The organism is Pseudomonas syringae (assembly GCF_021605415.1).
Classification (GTDB): Bacteria; Pseudomonadota; Gammaproteobacteria; order Pseudomonadales; family Pseudomonadaceae; genus Aquipseudomonas; species Aquipseudomonas syringae_S.
This window is the reverse complement of record NZ_WKEQ01000012.1, coordinates 81,982-105,464: the sequence shown is the minus strand read 5'-3', so window position 1 is coordinate 105,464 and position 23,483 is coordinate 81,982. Positions and strand designations below refer to the sequence as shown.

General features: G+C 60.6%; 26 protein-coding genes. 16 read left to right on the top strand and 10 right to left on the bottom strand.

Translation table 11 applies throughout. The annotated features are described in order from the left end of the window. Window positions 1-47: 47 nt before the first annotated feature. From GIW69_RS11255 to GIW69_RS11215, 9 genes are all read left to right on the top strand, one after another. The gene (locus GIW69_RS11255) at window positions 48-734 is read left to right on the top strand and encodes a YggS family pyridoxal phosphate-dependent enzyme (protein WP_236482513.1); all 687 of its coding nucleotides are present in this window, start codon (window positions 48-50) and stop codon (window positions 732-734) included. Between the two features lie 18 nt (window positions 735-752). Then, entirely contained in the window at window positions 753-1,571 is an 819-nt protein-coding gene (gene proC, locus GIW69_RS11250; protein ID WP_236482511.1) for a pyrroline-5-carboxylate reductase, read from the top strand. Window positions 1,572-1,581: 10 nt separating this feature from the next. Then, a complete protein-coding gene (locus tag GIW69_RS11245; protein WP_236482508.1) occupies window positions 1,582-2,172 on the top strand; it encodes a YggT family protein in 591 nt (196 codons plus the stop codon). 109 nt (window positions 2,173-2,281) lie between these two features. Continuing rightward, a complete protein-coding gene (metX, locus tag GIW69_RS11240; RefSeq protein WP_236482506.1) occupies window positions 2,282-3,421 on the top strand; it encodes a homoserine O-succinyltransferase MetX in 1,140 nt (379 codons plus the stop codon). A gap of 7 nt (window positions 3,422-3,428) precedes the next feature. Next, on the top strand, window positions 3,429-4,049 hold the full coding sequence (metW, locus tag GIW69_RS11235) for a methionine biosynthesis protein MetW (RefSeq protein WP_236482504.1): 621 nt from the start codon (window positions 3,429-3,431) through the stop codon (window positions 4,047-4,049). A gap of 26 nt (window positions 4,050-4,075) precedes the next feature. Next, window positions 4,076-4,510, top strand: a complete 435-nt coding sequence (locus GIW69_RS11230) for a DUF4426 domain-containing protein (protein WP_236482502.1) — start codon at window positions 4,076-4,078, stop codon at window positions 4,508-4,510. After that, window positions 4,507-5,103: an RdgB/HAM1 family non-canonical purine NTP pyrophosphatase gene (gene rdgB, locus GIW69_RS11225; RefSeq protein ID WP_236482500.1), complete on the top strand. Its 597-nt coding sequence runs from the start codon at window positions 4,507-4,509 to the stop codon at window positions 5,101-5,103. Before GIW69_RS11230 ends, rdgB begins: the two co-directional genes overlap by 4 nt. Then, on the top strand, window positions 5,100-6,305 hold the full coding sequence (hemW, locus tag GIW69_RS11220) for a radical SAM family heme chaperone HemW (protein ID WP_236482498.1): 1,206 nt from the start codon (window positions 5,100-5,102) through the stop codon (window positions 6,303-6,305). The genes rdgB and hemW overlap by 4 nt, the downstream gene beginning before the upstream one ends. A 31-nt stretch (window positions 6,306-6,336) precedes the next feature. Beyond that, complete coding sequence (locus tag GIW69_RS11215) at window positions 6,337-6,660, top strand: DUF3392 domain-containing protein (RefSeq protein ID WP_236482496.1); 324 nt, start codon at window positions 6,337-6,339, stop codon at window positions 6,658-6,660. A 64-nt stretch (window positions 6,661-6,724) separates the two neighbouring features. Here the strand turns inward: GIW69_RS11215 and trmB are convergent, their stop codons facing one another. The 4 genes from trmB to GIW69_RS11195 form a co-directional block, all read right to left on the bottom strand. Continuing rightward, a complete protein-coding gene (trmB, locus tag GIW69_RS11210) occupies window positions 6,725-7,450 on the bottom strand; it encodes a tRNA (guanosine(46)-N7)-methyltransferase TrmB (RefSeq protein ID WP_236482495.1) in 726 nt (241 codons plus the stop codon). A 9-nt stretch (window positions 7,451-7,459) separates the two neighbouring features. After that, complete coding sequence (locus GIW69_RS11205) at window positions 7,460-8,254, bottom strand: thiazole synthase (protein ID WP_236482493.1); 795 nt, start codon at window positions 8,252-8,254, stop codon at window positions 7,460-7,462. A 49-nt stretch (window positions 8,255-8,303) separates the two neighbouring features. Continuing rightward, window positions 8,304-8,504 (bottom strand): sulfur carrier protein ThiS, encoded by a 201-nt coding sequence (gene thiS / locus GIW69_RS11200; protein ID WP_236482491.1) that lies wholly within the window; start codon window positions 8,502-8,504, stop codon window positions 8,304-8,306. Window positions 8,505-8,616: 112 nt separating this feature from the next. Further along, window positions 8,617-8,988: a DUF423 domain-containing protein gene (locus GIW69_RS11195; protein ID WP_236482490.1), complete on the bottom strand. Its 372-nt coding sequence runs from the start codon at window positions 8,986-8,988 to the stop codon at window positions 8,617-8,619. 74 nt (window positions 8,989-9,062) lie between these two features. On the opposite strand from GIW69_RS11195, the gene mtgA reads away from it, so the two are divergent. Then, a complete protein-coding gene (gene mtgA / locus GIW69_RS11190) occupies window positions 9,063-9,785 on the top strand; it encodes a monofunctional biosynthetic peptidoglycan transglycosylase (RefSeq protein WP_236482488.1) in 723 nt (240 codons plus the stop codon). Window positions 9,786-9,896: 111 nt separating this feature from the next. Here the strand turns inward: mtgA and rpoH are convergent, their stop codons facing one another. From rpoH to ftsY, 4 genes are all read right to left on the bottom strand, one after another. Then, on the bottom strand, window positions 9,897-10,751 hold the full coding sequence (gene rpoH, locus GIW69_RS11185) for an RNA polymerase sigma factor RpoH (RefSeq protein ID WP_042561557.1): 855 nt from the start codon (window positions 10,749-10,751) through the stop codon (window positions 9,897-9,899). 115 nt (window positions 10,752-10,866) lie between these two features. Then, the gene (gene ftsX, locus GIW69_RS11180; protein ID WP_236482486.1) at window positions 10,867-11,892 is read right to left on the bottom strand and encodes a permease-like cell division protein FtsX; all 1,026 of its coding nucleotides are present in this window, start codon (window positions 11,890-11,892) and stop codon (window positions 10,867-10,869) included. Further along, window positions 11,889-12,560, bottom strand: a complete 672-nt coding sequence (gene ftsE / locus GIW69_RS11175; RefSeq protein WP_003229148.1) for a cell division ATP-binding protein FtsE — start codon at window positions 12,558-12,560, stop codon at window positions 11,889-11,891. Before ftsE ends, ftsX begins: the two co-directional genes overlap by 4 nt. Beyond that, window positions 12,557-14,041, bottom strand: coding sequence for a signal recognition particle-docking protein FtsY (ftsY, locus tag GIW69_RS11170; protein ID WP_236482484.1), 1,485 nt, complete (start codon window positions 14,039-14,041; stop codon window positions 12,557-12,559). The genes ftsE and ftsY overlap by 4 nt, the downstream gene beginning before the upstream one ends. A 344-nt stretch (window positions 14,042-14,385) precedes the next feature. Here ftsY and GIW69_RS11165 point away from each other — a divergent pair, with 344 nt between their 5' ends. The 6 genes from GIW69_RS11165 (at window position 14,386) to GIW69_RS11140 (ending at window position 21,817) form a co-directional block, all read left to right on the top strand. Further along, entirely contained in the window at window positions 14,386-15,741 is a 1,356-nt protein-coding gene (locus GIW69_RS11165; RefSeq protein ID WP_236482482.1) for a M16 family metallopeptidase, read from the top strand. Continuing rightward, window positions 15,734-17,224 carry a M16 family metallopeptidase gene (locus GIW69_RS11160; RefSeq protein WP_236482480.1) on the top strand — a complete coding sequence of 497 codons (1,491 nt, stop codon included), beginning with the start codon at window positions 15,734-15,736 and terminating at the stop codon, window positions 17,222-17,224. Before GIW69_RS11165 ends, GIW69_RS11160 begins: the two co-directional genes overlap by 8 nt. Next, the gene (gene rsmD / locus GIW69_RS11155) at window positions 17,224-17,823 is read left to right on the top strand and encodes a 16S rRNA (guanine(966)-N(2))-methyltransferase RsmD (RefSeq protein WP_236482478.1); all 600 of its coding nucleotides are present in this window, start codon (window positions 17,224-17,226) and stop codon (window positions 17,821-17,823) included. Before GIW69_RS11160 ends, rsmD begins: the two co-directional genes overlap by 1 nt. 119 nt (window positions 17,824-17,942) lie before the next feature. Continuing rightward, window positions 17,943-19,283, top strand: coding sequence for a M16 family metallopeptidase (locus tag GIW69_RS11150; RefSeq protein WP_236482476.1), 1,341 nt, complete (start codon window positions 17,943-17,945; stop codon window positions 19,281-19,283). Continuing rightward, window positions 19,276-20,739: a M16 family metallopeptidase gene (locus tag GIW69_RS11145; protein ID WP_236482475.1), complete on the top strand. Its 1,464-nt coding sequence runs from the start codon at window positions 19,276-19,278 to the stop codon at window positions 20,737-20,739. Before GIW69_RS11150 ends, GIW69_RS11145 begins: the two co-directional genes overlap by 8 nt. A 70-nt stretch (window positions 20,740-20,809) precedes the next feature. Next, window positions 20,810-21,817: a hydrolase gene (locus tag GIW69_RS11140; RefSeq protein ID WP_236482473.1), complete on the top strand. Its 1,008-nt coding sequence runs from the start codon at window positions 20,810-20,812 to the stop codon at window positions 21,815-21,817. Between the two features lie 24 nt (window positions 21,818-21,841). On the opposite strand, the gene GIW69_RS11135 is transcribed toward GIW69_RS11140, so the two are convergent. Together GIW69_RS11135 and GIW69_RS11130 are read right to left on the bottom strand one after the other, a co-directional pair. Beyond that, the gene (locus GIW69_RS11135) at window positions 21,842-22,696 is read right to left on the bottom strand and encodes a sulfurtransferase (RefSeq protein WP_236482472.1); all 855 of its coding nucleotides are present in this window, start codon (window positions 22,694-22,696) and stop codon (window positions 21,842-21,844) included. A 33-nt stretch (window positions 22,697-22,729) separates the two neighbouring features. Further along, window positions 22,730-23,401: a TetR/AcrR family transcriptional regulator gene (locus GIW69_RS11130; RefSeq protein WP_236482470.1), complete on the bottom strand. Its 672-nt coding sequence runs from the start codon at window positions 23,399-23,401 to the stop codon at window positions 22,730-22,732. Window positions 23,402-23,483 lie beyond the last annotated feature (82 nt).

Sequence of the window (23,483 nt, the reverse complement as noted above, 5' to 3'; positions counted from 1 at the left end):
CAATTCCAGTAGAATGCCGCGAACCTTCAGACCGCCGGCGCCTCTTGATGTCCACGATAGCAGACAACATTCAGTTGGTTAGTTCGCGTATCCGCGCCGCCGCCCAGGCTGCCGGGCGTGACGAAAACAGCGTTCAGCTCCTCGCCGTGAGTAAAACCAAGCCCGCCGAGGCCCTGCGCGAAGCCTATGCCGCCGGCCTGCGCGACTTCGGCGAGAACTACCTGCAAGAGGCCTTGGCCAAACAGCTCGAACTGGCCGACCTGCCCTTGATCTGGCACTTCATCGGCCCCATTCAATCGAACAAGACTCGCGCCATTGCCGAGCATTTCGACTGGGTGCACTCCGTGGATCGTCTGAAAATCGCACAACGCCTCTCCGAGCAACGCCCGGCGGATCTGCCGCCACTGAACATCTGCATTCAGGTCAACGTCAGCGGTGAAGCCAGCAAATCCGGCTGTACACCCGAAGACTTGCCCGCCCTGGCCAACGCCATCAGCACCTTGCCGCGTCTGACATTGCGCGGATTGATGGCCATTCCCGAGCCGACCGAAGATCGTGCCGCCCAGGATGCCGCTTTTGCTGCCGTGCAACGTTTGCAGGCCAGCCTCGATCTGCCGCTCGACACACTTTCCATGGGCATGAGCCACGACCTCGAGTCGGCGATTGCCCAAGGCGCGACGTGCGTACGCATTGGTACGGCACTGTTTGGCGCCCGCGACTATTCCCAGTCTTGAACCAGATAAGGATCTGACATGAGCGACACACGAATCGCCTTTATCGGCGCCGGCAACATGGCCGCCAGCCTGATCGGCGGCCTGCGGGCCAAGGGTCTGGAAGCGGCACACATCCGCGCCAGCGATCCGGGCGAAGACACCCGCGCCCGCGTCAGCGCCGAACACGGCATCGAAACCTTCGCCGACAACGCCCAGGCCATCGACGGTGTCGACGTGGTGGTGCTGGCGGTCAAGCCACAAGCGATGAAAGCCGTGTGCGAGGCGATTCGCCCAAGCCTGAAACCGAATCAATTGGTGGTGTCGATTGCCGCTGGCATCACCTGCGCCAGCATGAAGGCGTGGCTCGGTGCACAGCCCATCGTGCGCTGCATGCCCAACACTCCGGCGCTGCTGCGTCAGGGTGTCAGCGGTTTGTTCGCCACTGCCGAAGTGACTGCCGAACAGCGTCAACAGGCCGAAGAACTGCTGTCCGCCGTCGGCATCGCCCTGTGGCTGGATGAAGAGCAGCAACTGGATGCCGTGACGGCTGTGTCCGGCTCCGGCCCGGCGTACTTCTTTCTGTTGATCGAAGCGATGACCGCTGCTGGCGTCAAACTCGGCCTGCCAAAAGAAACCGCTGAACAGCTGACCCTGCAAACCGCCCTTGGCGCCGCGCATATGGCGGTTGCCAGTGATGTCGATGCCGCCGAATTGCGCCGCCGCGTAACCTCGCCAGCCGGCACCACGGAAGCTGCGATCAAATCGTTCCAGGCCAGCGGCTTCGAAGCTCTGGTGGAAAAAGCACTCGGCGCCGCCGCGCACCGCTCGGCCGAAATGGCCGAACAACTGGGCAAATAAGGAGCCTTACATGATTGGTCTGAACACCGCAGCGGTCTACGTGCTGCAAACCCTCGGCAGTCTGTACCTGCTGATCGTGCTGTTGCGCTTCGTCCTGCAACTGGTACGCGCAAACTTCTACAACCCGCTGTGCCAATTCATCGTCAAAGCCACTCAGCCGCTGCTCAAGCCGCTGCGCCGGATCATTCCGAGCCTGTTCGGCCTCGACATGTCGTCGCTGGTGCTGGCGATCCTGGTGCAACTGGCGTTGATGGCGCTGACGCTGCTGCTGACCTACGGCACCACCGGCAACCCGCTGCAACTGCTGATCTGGTCGATCATCGGCGTGACCGCGCTGTTCCTGAAGATTTTCTTCTTCGCGATGATCATCAGCATCATCCTGTCGTGGGTTGCACCGGGCAGCCACAACCCGGGCGCCGAACTGGTGAATCAGATCTGCGAACCGGCGCTGGCGCCGTTCCGTCGCATCCTGCCTAACCTCGGCGGGCTCGATCTGTCGCCGATCTTCGCATTCCTGGTACTGAAGCTGATCGACATGCTGGTGATCAACAATCTGGCGGCGATGACGATGATGCCGGAGATCTTGCGCGTACTGATGTAGCCCCTTCGTGAGCGTTCCCACGACCTGGTGGGAACGCTCACGGCTCGTTGCTTGCCGCTGACCTCGCCGGTCTTTAGACTTACGCCTCATTTCAACGAGAGCAGGGTCGATGCCAGCTGCCTTCCCCCCCGATTCTGTTGGTCTGGTGACGCCGCAAACGGCGCACTTCAGCGAACCATTGGCCTTGGCCTGTGGCCGTTCGCTGGCCGCTTATGACCTGATCCACGAAACCTACGGCACGCTGAACGCGCAAGCGAGCAACGCCGTGCTGATATGCCACGCCCTGTCCGGCCACCATCACGCCGCCGGTTATCACAGCGCCGACGACCGCAAACCCGGTTGGTGGGACAGCTGCATCGGCCCGGGCAAGCCCATCGACACCGACAAATTCTTCGTGGTCAGCCTGAATAACCTCGGCGGCTGCAACGGTTCCACCGGCCCGAGCAGCATCAATCCGGACACCGGCAAGCCCTTCGGCGCCGACTTTCCGGTGCTCACCGTGGAAGACTGGGTACACAGCCAGGCGCGCCTGGCCGACCGGCTCGGCATCGCGCAATGGGCGGCTGTGATTGGCGGCAGCCTCGGCGGCATGCAGGCGCTGCAATGGACGATCACTTATCCAGATCGCGTCCGTCATTGCCTGGCCATCGCCTCGGCACCGAAGCTGTCGGCGCAGAACATCGCGTTCAACGAAGTGGCGCGCCAGGCGATCCTCACCGACCCGGAATTCCATGGCGGTTCATTCCAGGAGGCGGGCGTGATTCCCAAGCGCGGCTTGATGCTGGCGCGGATGGTCGGGCACATCACGTATCTGTCCGACGACTCCATGGGCGAGAAATTCGGCCGGGGCCTGAAAAGCGAAAAGCTCAACTACGACTTTCACAGTGTCGAGTTCCAGGTCGAAAGCTACTTGCGTTATCAGGGTGAAGAGTTTTCCGGGCGCTTCGACGCCAATACCTATCTGCTGATGACCAAAGCGCTGGATTACTTCGATCCGGCGGCCAACTTCGACGATAACCTGGCGAAAACCTTCGAAAGCGCCACGGCGAAATTTTGCGTGATGTCGTTCACCACCGACTGGCGCTTCTCCCCGGCCCGTTCGCGGGAACTGGTAGACGCACTGATGGCCGCGCGTAAAGACGTCAGCTATCTGGAAATCGACGCACCGCAGGGCCATGACGCCTTCCTGATTCCGATCCCGCGTTACTTGCAGGCGTTCGGCAATTACATGAACCGAATCACGTTGTGAGAAAAGCATGAGAGCTGATCTGGAAATCATCCAGGAATGGATCCCCGCCGGCAGCCGCGTGCTCGACCTCGGCTGCGGCGACGGCGAGTTGCTGACGTGGCTGCGCGATCACAAGCAAGTCACCGGTTATGGCCTGGAAAACGATGCGGACAACATCGCCGAGTGCGTGGCCAAGGGTATCAACGTCATTGAGCAGGATCTGGACAAGGGCCTGGGCAACTTCGCCAGCAACAGTTTCGACGTCGTGGTAATGACCCAGGCCCTGCAAGCCGTGCATTACCCGGACAAGATCCTCGACGAAATGCTGCGGGTCGGTCGTCAGTGCATCATCACGTTCCCCAACTTCGGCCACTGGCGCTGCCGCTGGTACTTGGCGAGCAAAGGGCGGATGCCGGTGTCGGAGTTTCTGCCGTACACCTGGTACAACACGCCGAACATCCATTTCTGCACCTTCGAAGACTTTGAAGCCCTGTGCCGCGAACGCGATGCCAAGGTCATTGATCGGCTTGCCGTGGATCAACAGCACCGCCACGGGTGGGCCAGTAAGCTATGGCCTAATCTGTTAGGTGAAATTGGCATCTACCGCGTCAGTAGCCCTTTGCTGCAAGACCACAAAGTCGCGGTCTGAGCCACGACATTTCGAGGAGATCGATCATGGGACGCTTGATTACCGCACTGCTGGCCGCCTGCCTGAGCCTGTCGGCCGTGGCCGCCGATGTCATCAAGGGCGAGCGCAAGGAAGTGTTCGGCGATGTCACCGTGCATTACAACACCTTCAACTCGACGTTCCTGACACCGGACATCGCCAAGGCTGCCGAGCTGATTCGCAGCAAGAACCAGGGCGTGATCAACGTCTCGGTGATCAAGGATGGCAAACCGTTGATGTCTCAGGTCTCTGGCTCGGTGAAAGACCTGACCGGCAAGATGTTCCCGCTGGCGTTCCGCCAGATCACCGAGCAAGGCGCGATCTACTACATCGCCCAGTACCCGGTCGATCAGCAGGAAACCCGCACCTTTGAAATCAAGGTGCAGAACGGCGACAAGATCAACACCATCAATTTCAACCAAGAGCTTTTCCCCGGCGAATGATGAACCTCAAGCAACTCGTACTGGCCAGCCACAACGCCGGCAAACTCAAAGAACTCCAGGCCATGCTCGGCGACTCGGTGCAACTGCGTTCGATCGGCGAATGGAGCCAAATCGAGCCGGAAGAAACCGGCCTGTCGTTCGTTGAGAACGCGATTCTCAAGGCCCGCAACGCCGCACGTATTTCCGGACTGCCGGCGCTGGCCGACGATTCCGGTCTGGCCGTGGATTTCCTCGGCGGTGCGCCGGGCATTTATTCGGCGCGTTACGCCGACGGCAAGGGCGATGCGGCGAACAACGCCAAATTGCTCGACGCTTTGAAGGATGTGCCGGAACACGAGCGCGGTGCCCAGTTCGTCTGCGTGCTGGCGCTGGTGCGTCACGCCGAGGATCCGTTGCCGATGCTCTGCGAAGGCTTGTGGCACGGGCGCATCCTGACCGCTGCCAGTGGCGAACACGGTTTCGGTTACGACCCGCTGTTCTGGGTGCCGGAGCGCAACGTCTCCAGCGCTGAACTGAGCCCGGCCGACAAGAACCAAATCAGTCACCGCGCCCGAGCAATGGATCTGCTGCGCCAGCGTCTGGGCTCGAAATGACCGGTGATGCCTCTGCGTCGCCGCTGATTATCGGCGGCGCCGCCTCCTCGCCTCGGGCGCCGCTGCCGACGCTGCCGCCCCTGGCGTTGTACATCCACATCCCGTGGTGTGTGCGCAAATGCCCTTATTGCGACTTCAATTCCCACACCGCCAGCCCGGTGCTGCCGGAAGAGGAATACGTCGACGCGTTGCTGGCCGATCTCGATCAGGATCTGCACGCCGTTTATGGCCGTGAGTTGAGTTCGATTTTCTTTGGTGGCGGTACGCCGAGCCTGTTCAGCGCGCAAGCACTTGGGCGTTTGCTCAAAGGTGTCGAGCAGCGGATTCCATTTGCCAGCGACATTGAGATCACGCTGGAAGCCAACCCCGGCACGTTCGAGCAAGAAAAATTCGTCGCTTATCGCGCGCTGGGGATCAATCGTTTGTCGATTGGCATCCAGAGTTTCCAGCAGGAAAAACTCAAAGCCCTGGGCCGCATTCACAACGGTGACGAAGCCATTCGCGCTGCGGGTATGGCCCGTCAGGCCGGGTTCGATAACTTCAACCTGGACTTGATGCACGGCTTGCCGGATCAGTCGCTTGATGACGCTTTGGGCGATCTTCGCCAGGCCATCGCGCTGAACCCGACGCACATTTCCTGGTATCAACTGACCCTGGAACCGAACACTGTGTTTTGGAACCAGCCGCCCGTGCTGCCGGAAGACGACACCCTTTGGGACATTCAGGAGGCCGGGCAAGCCCTGCTGGCCGAACACGGCTACGCGCAATACGAAGTGTCGGCGTATGCCCAGGCCGGTCGCCCGGCGCGGCATAACCTCAATTACTGGAGTTTCGGCGACTTCATCGGCATCGGCGCGGGGGCCCATGGCAAGCTCAGCCACCCGGACGGGCGCATCGTCCGCACCTGGAAAACCCGACTGCCCAAGGATTACCTGAACCCGGCGAAAGCCTTTCAGGCCGGCGAGAAGGCGCTGACCAATGATGAGATGCCGTTCGAATTCTTGATGAACGCTTTGCGGCTCACGGCGGGCGTGGAATCGCGTCTGTATCCGGAACGCACTGGCCTGCCGCTGGAGAGTCTCGCTGAACACCGGCTAGAGGCCGAACAAAGCGGGCTGTTGCAGGTCGAACCGTCACGTCTGGCGGCCACCGAGCGCGGACAACTGTTTCTCAACGACTTGCTACAGAAATTTCTGAGCTGAAACCCCAAACGGCAGCCCTAAGGAAAAACCCATGGATTTGATACTCGACCTGCTCGCCACCGTGTCGCGCTGGAGCCGCAGCAATTTGTCGGAAATTGCCCTGGCGCTGGTGGGGTGTTTGCTGGTGCTGTTCGGCGCGGATTTCAAAGGTTGGGTCGAGCAACGCCTGGGCAGCATTGCCGGCGCTTTGCGCGTCCCGCTGATGGCCTTGCTGTGCATGATCGGCAGCGGCGCGGCGCTGATTTATGCGACGCCGTGGGTGATTAGAGGCCTGAGCCAGTTCAACAACTACAGCCTGGCGCCGGTGTTGCTGGTGGTGCTGGTGTTGATCGGCGTCGTCGCCGACCGCCGCTGAAGGGTGATGATCGTTTGTTGATGTTGATCGTTCCCACGCAGAGCGTGGGAACGATCGATATTCGTCAGGACTGTTTTTCGAACTTCAGATCCCAAACGCCATGCCCAAGACGTTCGCCACGGCGTTCGAACTTGGTGATCGGCCGCTCGGCCGGTCGCGGCACGCACTTGCCGTCTTCGGCGAGGTTGCGATAGCCCGGCGCGACGTTCATCACTTCCAGCATGTATTCAGCGTACGGTTCCCAGTCGGTGGCCATGTGCAGCACACCGCCAACCTTCAACTTGCTGCGCACCAGTTCGGCGAACGACGCCTGAACGATACGGCGCTTGTGGTGGCGGCTCTTGTGCCACGGATCCGGGAAGAACAGCATCAGGCGATCAAGGCTGTTGTCGGCGATGCAGCGGTTGAGCACTTCGATCGCGTCGCAATCGTAGACCCGCAAGTTCGTCAGCCCTTGGGTCAGCACGCCATTGAGCAGCGCGCCGACACCCGGACGGTGTACTTCCACGCCGATGAAATCCTGATCCGGCGCCGCTGCCGCCATTTCCAGCAGCGAGTGGCCCATGCCGAAACCGATCTCCAGCGAGCGCGGCGCCGACCGGCCGAACACTTGATCGAAGTCCACCGGCGCATCCGCCAGCGGTAGCACGAACAGCGGCGTGCCCTGATCCAGACCTTTCTGCTGGCCTTCGGTCATGCGCCCGGCGCGCATCACGAAACTCTTGATGCGGCGGTGTTGGCGCTCGTCGCCCTCTTCCGTCTGGATAGGCGTGTCGTTCGATTCAGTCATCAATGGCTCTTACTTGATCAGACCATCCAGCGGCGAAGACGCGCTGGCATAGAGTTTTTTCGGCATGCGGCCGGCGAGGTACGCCAAGCGGCCCGCGACGATTGCGTGTTGCATGGCCTGGGCCATCATCACTGGTTGCTGGGCGTGAGCGATGGCCGAGTTCATCAGCACAGCGTCACAGCCCAGTTCCATGGCGATGGTGGCGTCAGAGGCCGTGCCGACACCGGCATCGACCAGCACCGGAATGTTGGCTTCTTCGAGGATGATCTGCAGGTTGTACGGGTTGCAGATCCCCAGACCGGAACCGATCAGACCGGCCAGCGGCATGACCGCGATGCAGCCGATTTCCGCCAGTTGCCGGGCGATGATCGGGTCGTCGCTGGTGTAAACCATCACGTCGAAGCCTTCCTTGACCAGCGTTTCAGCGGCCTTGAGAGTTTCGATCACGTTGGGGAACAGGGTTTTCTGGTCGGCCAGCACCTCCAGCTTCACCAGGTTGTGACCATCAAGCAGTTCACGGGCCAGACGGCAGGTGCGCACGGCTTCGATGGCGTCGTAGCAACCGGCGGTGTTCGGCAGGAAGGTGTAGCGATCCGGCGACAGCACGTCGAGCAGGTTCGGCTCGCCTTCGATCTGGCCGAGGTTGGTGCGGCGTACGGCAAAGGTGACGATTTCGGCACCCGAGGCTTCGATGGCCTGACGGGTTTCGTCCATGTCACGGTATTTGCCGGTACCGACCAGCAAACGCGACTGGTAAGTACGACCGGCCAGAACGAACGGCTTGTCGCTACGAACGATGCTCATGGGGAATCCTCTGTTGGGGTGAGGGTCTTGCACAATGCTGCTGCGCGGATTAGCCGCCGCCGATGGCGTGCACCACTTCGACGGAGTCGCCGTCGTTCAGCGCAGTGTCTGCGTGCAGGCTGCGCGGGACGATATCCAGATTGAGTTCGACTGCTACCCGGCGTCCGGTCAATTCCAGACGGGTCAGCAGGGCCGCAACGGTTTCACCGTCGGGCAGTTCAAGGGATTCGCCGTTCAACTGAATGCGCATGCCAAATGCCGCCATCATTTTTAGGGGCTGGCATTCTAGCCCGATCATGACCTAAAGGTCAGTACCAAGCGTCAAGTGGTGAGCTGCAAGCATTCGGATCGCAGGCCTGGCGTCAGGTCAGGCGCCAGGCGGCGAGACCGAGGCAGATCCAGCCGATCAGGAAGGCCAGGCCACCGAACGGGGTGATGATGCCGAGTTTGCTGATGCCCGTGGTGGTCAGGACGTAGAGGCTGCCGGAAAACAGCACAATGCCGATGGCGAACGAGACGCCTGCCCAAGTGATCAGCCGCCCTTGAATCTGCGTCGCCAGCAGCGCCACGCCGAACAGCGCCAAGGTGTGTACCAATTGATAGGTGACGCCGGTATGGAAAATCGTCAGGTATTCGGGCGTCAGGCGGTTTTTCAGGCCATGGGCGGCAAAGGCGCCCAACGCAACACCGGTGAAACCGAAAAAAGCGGCCAGCATCAGAAAGCCACGCAGCATGTGCAACTCCAGTCAGACTCGAACGGCAGGGTCTGTATAATGGCGCGCTCAAACGGTTCGGCCAAGCCATCTCTATGCTGCGTATATTTTTCCGTCATCTCACGAAAGCCCTGCTCTGGTTCGCGGGCGGCAGTGTATTGCTGGTCTTGCTGTTTCGTTTCGTGCCGCCACCGGGCACCGCACTGATGGTCGAGCGCAAGATTGAATCCTGGATCGACGGCGAGCCGATTGACCTGCAACGCACCTGGAAGCCGTGGGACGAGATCTCCGATGACCTGAAAGTGGCGGTGATTGCTGGCGAAGACCAGAAATTCCCGGAGCACTGGGGTTTTGACTTCGGCGCGATCCGCGCCGCCCTCGCCCACAACGAACTCGGCGGCACCGTGCGCGGCGCCAGCACCCTGAGCCAGCAAGTGTCGAAAAACCTGTTTCTGTGGTCGGGCCGTAGTTGGTTGCGCAAAGGCCTGGAAGCCTGGTTTACCGCGTTGATCGAAGTGCTCTGGCCCAAGCAGCGGATCCTTGAGGTTTACCTGAACAGCGTCGAGTGGGATGACGGCGTGTTCGGTGCCGAGGCGGCGGCGCGGCATCATTTCAAGACCAGCGCCAAGGGGTTGAGTCGCCAGCAGTCGAGCTTGTTGGCGGCGGTGTTGCCCAATCCACGCGTGTGGAGCGCCGGGCGTCCATCGCCGTATGTATTGCGCCGGGCCGGATGGATTCGTCAGCAGATGAGCCAGTTGGGTGGCACCGGGTATCTGGTGGGGATCAATGATTCGCGCCGGGCGTTGTGGTCGCGATAGTGGCAAACCATCTTCCAGACTCCCACAGGGTTTTGTGTACACATTGTGAATGCAAAAACAAAAACGCCCCGATCATCGCTGATCGGGGCGTTTTTTTGTTACCGAGGCCGGTTACGCGGCGATCGACAGTTTGAGCTTGTTCATCGCGCTCTTCTCGAGCTGACGGATACGCTCGGCCGACACGTTGTACTTCTGCGCCAGATCATGCAGCGTGGCCTTCTCTTCCGCCAGCCAGCGCTGGTAGAGAATGTCACGGCTGCGCTCGTCCAGCACTTCCAGTGCTTCGTGCAGGTTGTTGTTGGAGTTGTCGCTCCAGTCGGCATCTTCCAGTTGACGGGCCGGGTCGTACCGGTGGTCTTCCAGATAGTTGGCCGGCGACTGGAAAGCGCTGTCGTCGTCCGCTTCCGCAGCCGGGTCGAAGGCCATGTCATGGCCGGTCAGACGGCTTTCCATCTCGCGCACTTCACGCGGCTCAACGCCGAGGCTTTCCGCCACACGGTGGACTTCCTCATTGTTCAACCAGGCCAGGCGTTTCTTCTGACTGCGCAGGTTGAAGAACAGCTTGCGCTGGGCCTTGGTGGTCGCGACTTTCACGATGCGCCAGTTGCGCAGGATGAACTCGTGAATTTCGGCCTTGATCCAGTGCACCGCAAAGGAAACCAGACGCACGCCCATTTCCGGGTTGAAGCGCTTGACCGCCTTCATCAGGCCGACGTTGCCTTCCTGGATCAGGTCAGCCTGAGCCAGACCGTAGCCGGAATAGCTACGGGCAATGTGTACGACAAAACGCAGGTGGGCGAGCACCATCTGCCGAGCCGCCCCCAAATCCTGCTCATAGTAGAGACTCTCGGCCAGTTCACGCTCCTGCTCCGGCGTCAGCAATGGGATGCTGTTGACGGTGTGCACATAGGCTTCCAGGTTTGCGCCTGGAACCAACGCGTACGCAGGTTGCAAAGAATTGGTCATACGAAAAAACCTCCGACTTACAATACTCGTGCTTCTCAGCACTGCGAAAAATTGACCGGAAACCAAAAGACAAGTTCCCATAAAAACCGTGAGGTCAATCACGCGCAAAAAGAATCTACTTCGGCGCCAGCTCCCTGAGGTGGCGTGCGACTGCAATCCATGCACCGATATAACCCAACAGCACCGCGCCAAGCAAGAGCGACAGACCATCGGCCACTGGCACTCCGGCCAGGGCGAAATCACTGCCGTACAAGCCGGCCAGTCCAACCACCGCGTCGTTCAGCCAGTCCAGGCCGAACGCCAAAACACCCCAGGACAGAATCCCCGCACCGAAGCCATACAGCGCGCCCATATAAAGAAAGGGACGACGCACATAGCTGTCCGTGCCGCCGACGAGTTTAATCACTTCGATCTCTGTGCGGCGGTTTTCAATATGAAGACGAATGGTATTGCCTATCACCAAAAGTAATGCAGACACCAAAAGCACCGTCAGACCAAAGACAAAACGATCACCGAGCTTGAGGATGGCGGCCAGACGTTCGACCCAGACTAGATCAAGTTGCGCCTGTTGTACCTTGGGCAATTCAGACAGTTTTTGTCTTAATGCTTCCAGAGTCGACTTGTCGACCTCGTTTGGCGTGACCAGCACAACCCCCGGCAGCGGGTTTTCCGGCAGCTCGCGCAGGGCTTCGCCGAGGCCGGACTGCTGCTGGAACTCCTCCAGAGCCTGATCGCGGCCGACATATTCGGCATCAGCAACACCGGGCATGCCTTTGATCTGCTCGCGCAGCGACTCGCCCTGCTCCGGGCTGGCGTCGAGTTGCAGATACAGCGAGATCTGCGCCGCACGCTGCCACGAACCACCCAGACGCTCGACGTTATTCAGCAGAAGCGACAGTCCCATCGGCAAACTCAGCGCGACGGCCATCACCATGCAGGTGAAGAAGCTGCCGATGGGTTGCTTGCCGAGACGACGCAGACTGTCCAGCAGGCTGGCGCGATGGCTTTCAATCCAGGCGCGGAACAGCGTGGCGAAGTCCGGGCCATCATCATCGTCGTGTTTTTTCTTCTTTTGCGGCTGCGGATCGGCGGCTTTCGGGGCCACGCGCTCGGAAACCTTCGGACTGCGAGTCGCACTCATACCCCGGCCTCCCCGTCGCCGATCAATCGGCCACGCTGCAGGGTGAGCATCCGGTGACGCATACGCGCGATCAGTGCCAAATCGTGACTGGCAATGAGCACGCTGGTGCCCAGGCGGTTGATGTCTTCGAACACACCCATGATTTCGGCCGCCAGACGCGGGTCGAGGTTACCGGTCGGTTCATCCGCCAGCAGCAAGGCCGGGCGATGGACGATGGCCCGGGCGATACCAACGCGCTGTTGCTGGCCGGTGGACAGATCACCCGGATACAAATCGGTTTTATCCGACAGCGCGACACGCTCCAGGGCCGAATCCACACGCTTGGCAATTTCGGCCTTGGACAGACCGAGGATCTGCAACGGCAATGCGACATTGTTGAACACGGTGCGGTCGAACAACAGTTGGTGATTCTGGAACACCACGCCGATTTGCCGGCGCAGGAACGGAATCTGTGCGTTGCTGATGGTACTCAGGTCTTGCCCGGCGAGCAGCAGTTTACCGCTGGTCGGACGCTCCATGGCCAGCAACAGCCGCAGCAACGTGGACTTACCGGCGCCAGAATGGCCGGTTACAAACAGAAACTCGCCGCGACGCACCCGAAAGCTCAGCTCATGCAAGCCGACGTGACCATTCGGGTAGCGCTTACCGACCTGTTCGAAACGAATCATGAACGCTCCCGCTCGGCAAACAGTGCCTGGACAAAGGGTTCGGCTTCAAAGGTGCGCAAGTCATCGATGCCTTCACCGACCCCGATGTAGCGGATCGGCAGGCCGAATTGCTTGGCCAGGGCGAAAATCACCCCGCCCTTGGCGGTGCCGTCGAGTTTGGTCAGCGCCAGGCCGGTCAACGTGACGGTCTGATTGAATTGCTTGGCCTGGTTGATCGCGTTCTGACCGGTGCCGGCGTCGAGCACCAGCAGCACTTCGTGTGGCGCATCTTCGTCAAGTTTGCCGATGACCCGGCGAACCTTTTTCAGTTCTTCCATCAGGTTGTCTTTGGTATGCAAACGACCGGCGGTATCGGCGATCAATACGTCGATGCCACGGGCCTTGGCGGCTTGCACGGCGTCGAAGATTACCGAAGCCGAATCGGCGCCGGTGTGCTGGGCAATCACCGGTATCTTGTTGCGCTCGCCCCAGACCTGCAATTGATCCACCGCCGCGGCGCGGAAGGTGTCACCGGCGGCGAGCATGACTTTCTTGCCTTCCAGTTGCAGCTTCTTCGCCAGCTTGCCGATGGTGGTGGTCTTGCCTGCGCCGTTGACGCCCACCACCAGAATCACGAAGGGCTTGTTCTGCGAAACGATTTTCAGTGGCTGCTCGACCGGTTTGAGCATGGCAGCCAGTTCGGCTTGCAGGGATTTGTACAGCGCATCGGCGTCGGCCAGCTCTTTGCGGGCAACCTTCTGGGTCAGTCGCTGGATGATCACCGACGTGGCTTCAACACCGACGTCGGCCGTCAGCAGACGGGTTTCGAGGTCTTCGAGCAACTCGTCGTCGATGATCTTCTTGCCGAGGAACAGGCTGGCCATGCCCTCGCCAATGCTGGCGCTGGTTTTGGACAAGCCTTGCTTAAGGCGGGCGAAGAAGCCGGATTTGGTTTCTTCGACGCGCGGCGCCTCGACTACCGAAGCATCAACGAGGGCTTCGACCCCGGCAGCGGGTGCAGCGGTGATCGGTGCAGGTTCAGGGGCGATCGGTTCAACGAATACCGGCTCGACGGGTTCCAGCGCAACCGGCGCGGTTTCGATCACTGGCTCGACCACGGGGTCTCGCAGCGGCTCGGGCGCAGGCGCAAACGGGTTCGGCTCGGGAATCGGCGGCGTCACATGCGACGTGGTCTCTTCGACAAACGCAACCGGCTCTTCCGCTACTGGCAATGTCAGCCATGGTTCGGCGACGGAAGTCAGCGGCAGTTCGGCGGCCATCGGCGCTTCTGGAGCAGGTTCCGGCTCGACAGCCGGCTGCAGAACCGGCTCAGTGAGCGGCAACACAATCGGCGCGTCTATAGCGGGCGCAGGCTCCGGCTCAGGAATCGCAGGCGGCTGTTCGACGACGGGTTCCTGCGGTTTCTTACGCAGCCATCCGAACAGGCTTTTCTTCTCGCCAGCCGCAGCTGGGGTCTTCTTGTCGTCGTTGGAACCAAACATGGAGGACGGCTATCTCACGGTAGCGAAGCGCCACAGGGCGCCCCGGCAAATAAATATTCGATGCAGAACAGACTGTGTTTCATCCAGCTTGTTCACGCGCAACATTTTGTCGAGGTACCGGAGGCACCTCAAAGGTCGATTTTTACGAAGGACTGGAACGGCATCATCGGCGAAAACGCTGAGTTTAGCTGACAAACCCAAAGCTTCTTCCGGAAACCCATTCAACCTATCGACCGATCAGTGACCCGATAGGCGTGGCCGCCAGTAAAACGGATCAGTATCCTAGCACCCTCTCGCCCGCCGACGCTAAGACCAAGCGGGCCGCCCAACAGGTTTAAAAACGAATGAATGCTCTTGCCCGCCGCGCCGCTGGCCTGCTGCTCAGCACAGTCTGCCTGCCCCTTTCGGCCCTGGCGGCCGACCCGCAACCGACTCATGAATTCACCCTCGACAACGGCCTGAAGGTCGTCGTGCGCGAAGACCATCGCGCACCCGTGGTGGTTTCGCAGGTCTGGTACAAAGTCGGCTCCAGCTACGAAACCCCGGGCCAGACCGGTCTGTCGCACGCCCTTGAGCACATGATGTTCAAGGGCAGCGAGAAGGTCGGCCCCGGCGAAGCCTCGCTGATCCTGCGCGATCTGGGCGCGGAAGAAAACGCCTTCACCAGTGACGACTTCACCGCGTATTACCAGGTGCTGGCCCGTGACCGTCTGGGCGTGGCTTTCGAACTGGAAGCCGACCGCATGGCCAGCCTCCGTCTGCCGGCCGACGAGTTCGCCAAGGAAATCGAAGTCATTAAAGAAGAACGGCGCCTGCGCACCGATGACAAGCCGATGGCCAAGGCTTACGAACGCTTCAAGGCGATGGCTTACCCGGCCAGCGGTTACCACACGCCGACCATCGGCTGGATGGCTGACCTGGACCGGATGAAGGTCGAAGAATTGCGCCACTGGTATCAGTCCTGGTACGTGCCGAACAATGCCACGCTAGTGGTGGTCGGCGACGTCACCCCGGACGAGGTCAAAACCCTCGCCCAGCGCTACTTCGGGCCGATCGCCAAACGTGACGTGCCGCCCGCGAAGCAACCGCTGGAACTGGCCGAGCCCGGCGAACGCCAGATCACCCTGCGCGTGCAGACTCAACTGCCAAGCCTGATGCTCGCCTTCAATGTGCCGAGCATCGCCACCGCTGAAGACAAACGTTCGGTCAATGCCCTGCGGCTGATTTCAGCGCTGCTTGACGGTGGCTACAGCGGTCGCATCCCGACGCAACTGGAACGCGGCGAAGAGTTGGTGTCCGGCGGTTCGTCGAGCTACGACGCCTACACCCGTGGCGACAGCCTGTTCACCCTGTCGGCCACGCCGAATACGCAAAAGAAAAAGACCATGGCGCAGGCCGAGGCCGGTCTGTGGAAACTGCTGGAGCAGTTGAAAACCACCGCGCCGTCCGCCGAAGAACTGGAACGCGTGCGCGCTCAAGTGATTGCCGGCCTGGTCTACGAGCGTGATTCGATTACCAGCCAGGCCACCGCCATCGGCCAACTCGAAACTGTCGGTCTGTCGTGGAAGCTGATGGACACCGAACTCGCCGACCTGGAAAGCGTCACCCCGCAAGACATCCAGAACGCCGCCAAGCTGTATTTCACCCGCGAACGTCTCAGCGTCGCCCACGTCCTGCCATTGGAGACGACTCATGAGTGAGCGCAAAACCCCACGTCTGTTGCTGCTCGGCCTGGTGGCCGCTGCCGTGATCGGCGCCACCGCGTTCTACCTGTCGCCGAGCGATAAATCCGTCGCGAGCGAAGCGCTGGACAACGCCAAGACCAGTCAAAAGCTGCAATCGCTGGCCGAGCTGGACGGCAAGGCACCGAGCAGTCGCAAGCTCGACGTGCAGACCTGGAGCACCGCCGAAGGCGCCAAGGTCATGTTCGTTGAAGCCCGCGAGCTGCCGATGTTCGACATGCGCCTGATTTTCGCCGCCGGCAGCAGTCAGGACGGCAGCGCGCCCGGCCTGGCCGTTCTGACCAATGCCATGCTCAACGAAGGCGTGGCAGGCAAGGACGTCGGCGCAATTGCCCAGGGCTTTGAAGGCCTCGGCGCGGATTTCGGCAACGGCGCGTTCAAGGACATGGCCATCGCTTCGCTGCGCAGCCTCAGTACCACCGACAAGCGTGAGCCGGCGCTGAAGCTGTTCGCTGACGTCGTGGGCAAACCGACCTTCCCTGCCGACTCGTTCGCGCGCATCAAAAACCAGATGCTCGCCGGTTTCGAGTACCAGAAGCAGAACCCGGGCAAGCTCGCCAGCATCGAACTGATGAAGCGGCTGTACGGCGATCATCCGTATGCGCACTCCAGCGATGGCACGCCGACAAGCGTCCCGGCGATCACCCTCGCGCAATTGCGTGACTTCCATGCCAAGGCTTATGCCACTGGCAACGTAGTGATTGCATTGGTCGGCGACTTGTCCCGCACCGAGGCCGAGGCGATTGCCAATCAGGTGTCCAGTGCGCTGCCGAAAGGCCCGGCACTGGCGAAAATCGCTGCGCCGCAAGAACCGAAAGCCAGCGTCGGTCACATCGAATTCCCCTCCAAGCAGACCAACCTGATGCTCGCGCAACTGGGCATCAACCGCGACGACCCGGATTACGCGGCGCTGTCGATGGGCAACCAGATCCTCGGCGGCGGTGGCTTTGGTACGCGGCTGATGAGCGAAGTGCGCGAGAAACGCGGCCTGACTTACGGCGTGTATTCGGCGTTCAGCCCGATGCAGGCCCGTGGCCCCTTCATGATTAACCTGCAGACCCGCGCAGAGATGAGCGAAGGCACCCTGAAACTGGTGCAGGACGTCCTCGCCGATTACCTGAAAAGCGGCCCGACCCAGAAAGAACTCGACGACGCCAAGCGCGAACTGGCCGGCAGCTTCCCGCTGTCCACCGCGAGCAACGCCGACATCGTTGGTCAACTCGGCGCGATGGGCTTCTATAATCTGCCGCTGAGCTACCTGGATGACTTCATGCGTCAGTCCCAGAGCCTGACCGTCGAACAGGTCAAGAACGCCCTGAACAAACACCTGAGCACGGACAAAATGGTCATCGTCAGCGCTGGCCCGACCGTGCCGCAAAAGCCGTTACCGGCCCCATCTGATAAACCTGCCGAGCAACCGCTCGGGGTTCCGGAGCATTAATGGCGACTCGTCCAAAAAAACCGGTTCACAACGTGCATAACGGCGTGAACCAGTTGCGCATCATCGGCGGCCAATGGCGCAGCCGCAAACTCAGCTTTCCTGACGTTCCAAGCCTGCGCCCGACGCCGGATCGGGTGCGCGAGACGCTGTTCAACTGGCTTGCGCCGTACGTGGAAGGGGCGAAAGTCTTCGACCCGTTCGCCGGCAGCGGCGCGCTGTTTCTCGAAGCGCTGTCTCGCGGCGCGGCCATGGGCCAGGCGCTGGACGCCAGTAACGTTGCAGTCTCCAGCCTGAAAGAACACCTCGGCACGTTGCGCTGCACCACCGGCCAGGTACAAACCGCTGACGCGTTGCGCTATCTCGAAACCCAAGCTGCAACGCCTTTCGATCTGGTGTTTCTCGATCCACCGTTCAACCAGAACCTGTTGCCAACCGTGTGCGCGCTGCTCGAAGAGCGACACTGGCTGGCCGACGATGCATGGGTCTATACCGAAAGCGAAACAGCGCCGTCGACCCTCGGCATGCCCGGCAACTGGCGCCTGCATCGCGAGCAGAAATCCGGACAGGTGTTTTACGCCCTGTGGCAACGCAGCGCATGACCTGTCACGGGTCTGGACTGAAATCGCGATGGAAGTGCGGTAAATAGTTACCGCACCTTGCTTGCTGAAAATCGCCATCGTGGATCAACGCAATTTGCGTTAATCCACGAGGACGATACATGGACATTCTGCGCAGCTGGACGCTGCTCCTTCTTTGCCTGACGCCGATGCTGGCCCGGGCCGCGCCACCACCGACCACTCACTCATTCATGCTCGACAATGGCTTGAAAGTCATCGTGCGCGAGGATCACCGCGCGCCGCTGGTGACGTCACAGCTCTGGTTCAAGGTCGGTTCCAGCGATGAAGCGCCGGGCCAGTCCGGTCTTTCCCATGCCCTCGAACACATGCTTTATCAGGGCAGCAGCAAGACGTGTCGCGGCGAGGCCTCGCACATCCTGCAAACACTGGGCGCCCGCGAAAATGCCTTCACCGGCAAGGATTTCACCGCCTACTACCAGACGCTTGAGCCGCGTTACCTGAACGTCGCGCTCGAACTCATGGCTGACTTGATGTCCACCGCACTGTTGCGCGAAGAAGACCTGACCACAGAGATGGCGGTGATTCGCGAAGAGCGCCGCATGTACTCGGATGATGCCGACGATCTGGCGCAAGAACGCCTGCTGACACTGGCCTATCCCGCCAGCAGCTATCGCACGCCCATCATCGGATGGATGCATGACCTTGATCGCATGGACGTCACGACGCTTCGCCACTGGTATAAAACCCGGTACATGGCCGCCAATGCGACATTGGTGATCGCAGGCGATGTCACGGCGGATCAGGTCAAGCCACTGGCGGAACGCTTTTTCGGCGGGCTGGCCAGAACGGCTGCACCGGCGCCACCCAGGCCTCTGGAACTGGCACAACCTGGCGAACGCAAATTGACGCTGCAACTGCCGGTGGCGTCGCCGCGCTTGATCATGACCTTCAACGTGCCCGGAATGGCCACCGCTGAAAGCCGCCGCGCCGTGCATGCCTTGCGCCTGATCGACGTCATGCTCGGCGGCAGCCTGAGCGCCCGCCTGCAAAAACGCCTGCAATACACCGAGCAGGTCTTCAGCACAGTTTCAACTTTTTACAATCCTCTGACCCGCGGCGACAGCTTGCTGCAAGTGAGTGCCGAACTCGCGGGCAACTACACCGCCGACCTCGACGCGGCGCAAGCACGAATCTGGCAACTGATCGAAGAACTGCAATCCACCCCGCCCGCTCTTGATGAACTGGATCGTGCGCGCACGCAATTGTTCGCCCGGCAAGTTTATGCACAGGACTCCATCGTCCAGCAGGCCACCGAACTGGCCCTGCTATCAATCGTCGACCTGCCGCTGGCGTTGAACGATGAAGATGCCGACGAGTTGAGCAAGGTGACACCCCAAGACATTCGCCAAGCCGCCATGACCTACCTGACGCGAGATCGCCTGAGCGTTGCGCACGTCCTCAAGGAGACTGCTCATGAGTGAATTCTTGCGTCATGTTCGCCCAATGTTCGTCTGCCTCGGATTTCTCGGTTGCCTGGCGGGCACCCAGGCCGCCGCCGATTTCCCTGCCTCACGACTCGAATCGTTGTCCGCTCCGGGCACCGCAAAATCCACTCCGCGTACGCTGGCGATCAAGGGCTGGAAAACCCCGGCCGGCACCAAGGTTCTGTTTATCCGCACGACGGAATTGCCGATGTTCGATGTGCACGTCAGCTTCCCGGCGGGTAGCGCATACGACAACGGCCCGCCCGGTCTCGCTGCCGCCACCTTCAGCATGCTCAATGAAGGCGTGCCGGGAAAAGACGTTTCCGCCATTCTCGAAACCTTCGACGGCCTCGGTGCGCAAATGAATTTCGCCCTCGATCACGAGCGCAGCCATTACACATTGCGCAGTTTGAGCGATGCGAAGCAAAGCGCACCCGCGTTGCAATTGTTTGCGCAGATCCTCGGTGAACCGCTGCTCAGCGAGGGGGCTTTGCAGCGGATGAAGAATGACCTGAAAGATCAACTAAAGTCCCAAGAGAAAAGCCCGGGACATCTTGCAAAGCAACGCATGCACAGCTTGATGATGCCCCGGTCGCCCTACGCATCGCCGATTTATGGGACGCAAGCGGGGTTGCAAGCGCTGACCAGAACTGCGGTGCAAGACTTTCATAAACAGGCCTATTCGGCGCGGCATGCGCAAATCACCTTGGTCGGTGACTTGTCAGTGGAACAGGCGCAGCGCATCAGTCTGCAGATCAGCAACGCGCTACCACCTCCCTCTGCGGCCACTGCACGGATTGCAGAAGCGCAGCGGACAGGCACCGAAATGAGCAGTCATATCGAACTGGCGCAGGATCAGACGCACTTGCTGCTGGGGCAGTTCGGCGTCTCGCGTGAGCATCCGGACTACCTGGCATTGCACACCGCAAACATGATTTTTGGCGGAACCTCGAACAGCCGATTAATGGCTGAACTGCGGCAAAAGCGCGGATTGGTGTATGGGGCGTATTCGGACATTGAAGACTGGGCGGGCACAGGTCTGATGACGATTTCGCTGCAGATCAGCCCGCAATGGCATCAGGCAACGCACACACTGATCGAGTCCATGTGGCGTGATTATTCACGTGATGGGCCGACGCAGCAGGAACTGGATCAGTACAAACGCTATTTGACCAATACCAGCGCGCTGACCAGCGCGAGTAATAAGCAAATACTCGCGCGACTGGTCGAGATCAACCGTCACAACCTGCCCCTCGATCTGGACTTTTCCGCACAACAGGCACAGCGCCTGACGCTGGCTGACATCAAGGCAGCGCTCAACAACCACCTCGCAGCCGATAAATGGCGCGTGGTGACGGTTGGAAAAACCGTCGAGCAACGGCCGTTACCTGAACCGATCGACACCCCGGACCAGAGCATGTGTCGCGCCGATGCGGGCTTTGTGGCAAGTTAGGTTTTTTTGCTGAACGCAGCAGGCAACCTTCTTGCCTGCTGCTGTGTGCATGACTTTTCAGAGATCTTCCGTGCAACCACCGTCCGCTTCGCCCAGTTCGCCTTTCACCCCGGCCTTCGGTCTCGGCAATCCACACCTGCAGACGCTGTGGGGGCCGCTGTGGCGCAAAACCGTACACCTTGAGCGTGAACGCGAGCGCCTGTGGCTCGACGATGGTGACTTCCTTGACCTTGACTGGCATGGCCCGCACGTGGCCGATGCGCCACTGGTGCTGGTGCTGCACGGGCTGACCGGATCCTCGAATTCGCCCTATGTCGCCGGCATCCAGGCCGCGCTGGCAGCGCAGGGCTGGGCCAGCGTCGCGTTGAACTGGCGAGGCTGCTCGGGCGAGCCGAATCTGCTACCACGCAGCTACCATTCCGGCGCCAGCGAAGACCTCGCCGAAGCCATCAAGCATCTGCGCGCCAAGCGGCCACTGGCACCGCTGTATGCGATCGGTTATTCACTGGGCGGCAATGTGCTGCTCAAGCACTTGGGTGAAACTGGCAGTGCCAGCGGCGTGCTCGGCGCGGTGGCAGTGTCGGTGCCGTTTCGTCTCGATCAGTGTGCCGATCGGATCGGCCGGGGTTTTTCAAAGGTCTACCAGGCGCACTTCATGCGCGAAATGGTCGCCTACATCAAGAACAAGCAGCGCCAGTTTCAGCACGACGGGCGAGAAGATGGCCTCGCGGCGCTGGCGGCGCTCGGTTCGCTGGAAAACATGCGCACTTTCTGGGATTTCGATGGCCGGGTGACGGCGCCGCTGCACGGTTTTACCGATGCCGAGGATTACTATCGCCGCGCGTCGAGCCGTTATTTTCTTGGCGAGATCCGCACGCCGACCTTGATCATTCAGGCGGCGGACGATCCGTTCGTGTTTGCGCACAGCTTGCCTCAAGCGGCCGAGTTGTCGGCGACCACGCAGTTTGAACTGCAATCACGGGGCGGGCATGTCGGCTTTGTCGACGGCACGTTTCGGCGGCCGGGTTACTACCTCGAACGACGCATTCCGCAATGGCTTGCCCAGGCAGGACAATGATGAGGCTCGCTCCTGCAGGGGTGTTTATTCGCCGAGCGCAACGCCCCGCGCCGGCTCATTGATCCACTCACTCCACGACCCCGCGTACAGCGACGCCAACGGATAACCCGCCAGGCACAGGGCAAACAGGTTATGGCACGCCGTTACGCCGGAACCGCAGTAAGCCACCAGATCCGTCGGTGAACGTGCGCCAAGCTTTTCGGCAAAGCGCTGCTTGAGCTGATCCGCCGGCAGGAACCGCCCGTCGCTGCCCAGGTTGTCGGTGAACACCGCGCATTGCGCACCGGGAATGTGCCCGGCAATCGGGTCGATCGGCTCGACTTCCCCCTTGAAACGCGGCATGGCGCGAGCGTCCAGCAACGTCAAGTCAGACTGGCCGAGGCGCTGCTGCAATGCGTCGGCGCTGAGCAGCAGCGACATGTCAGGCGTCCCACTGAAGGTGCCGCGCGCCACGGTCGGCGCATCCAGACTCAGCGGCAAACCCGCTTCGTGCCAGGCCTTGAGACCGCCATCGAGCATGAACACGCCATCACGCTTGCCCAGCCAGGCCAGCAACCACCAGGCCCGCGCTGCGTAAGCTCCCGGGCCGTCGTCATACAAAACCACGTCGCTGTCGGCATTGATGCCCCAGGCTTGCAGGCGCTCGATCAACGTGCCCGGCTCGGGCAGCGGATGGCGCCCGGTCACGCCTTTGATGACCTTGCCGCTGAGGTCACGCTCCAGATCCGCGAAACTCGCGCCGGCGATATGCCCTTCGGCATAACTGCGCTGCCCGTAATCCGGATCGTCCAGGGCAAAACGGCAATCGAGGATCACCAGACCCGGCTGGTCTTTGCGGGCATCCAGCGCTTGTGGACTGATCAGTTGCGCAATCGGCATAACGGGCTCCTGAAACGTGAGGATCGTAGGGATTCAGCGCCCTTCTTCAAGGGCTTGGGCCAGCGGTACGTAAAATTCTTCGAACAAGGCGTTCACCTCGTCCCGAGCTTGCTCGGTGACGAACCCGGCTTCCAGCACCAGAACCTGATAGACGCCGCGCTTGACCGCTTGTTCGCTGAGGTAGTTGGAATTCTCACGGGTTGTGCACAAGAAACGCACCCAGGAGGTGAGGATGATCCAGGCATTGAGGGTCAGGGATTCGATTTGCACGCGATCCATTTTCAGGATCCCGGCGGCGACGAATCCTTCATAGATCGCCGCTCCCTGGATCACGCAACGCTGGGAAAAACGCCGGTAACGCTCGGCCAGGTCGCTGTCGCTGTCGAGCAAATGCTCAAGATCCCGGTGCAGAAAGCGGTAACGCCACATCGCCGACAGCAACTCCTTGAGGTAGTAGCGCTTGTCTTCAACCGTCGCAGCGCGGCCCTGGGGCGGACGCAGGAAGCTGTCGACCAGGGTTTCATACTCGCTGAACAAAACGGCGATGATCGCCTGCTTGTTGGGGAAGTGGTAGTAGAGGTTGCCCGGAGAAATCTCCATATGGGCCGCGATGTGATTAGTGCTGATGCTGCGTTCGCCCTGTTGATTGAACAGTTCAAGGCTGTTCTGCACGATGCGCTCGCTGGTTTTTATTCGTGGGGCCATGGCTTGAGCTTAAATTCAGAGTGCGATGGCGGCCATCTTACGACCTATCGGTCATTGGATAAAACACGACCGGGTCGCAAAG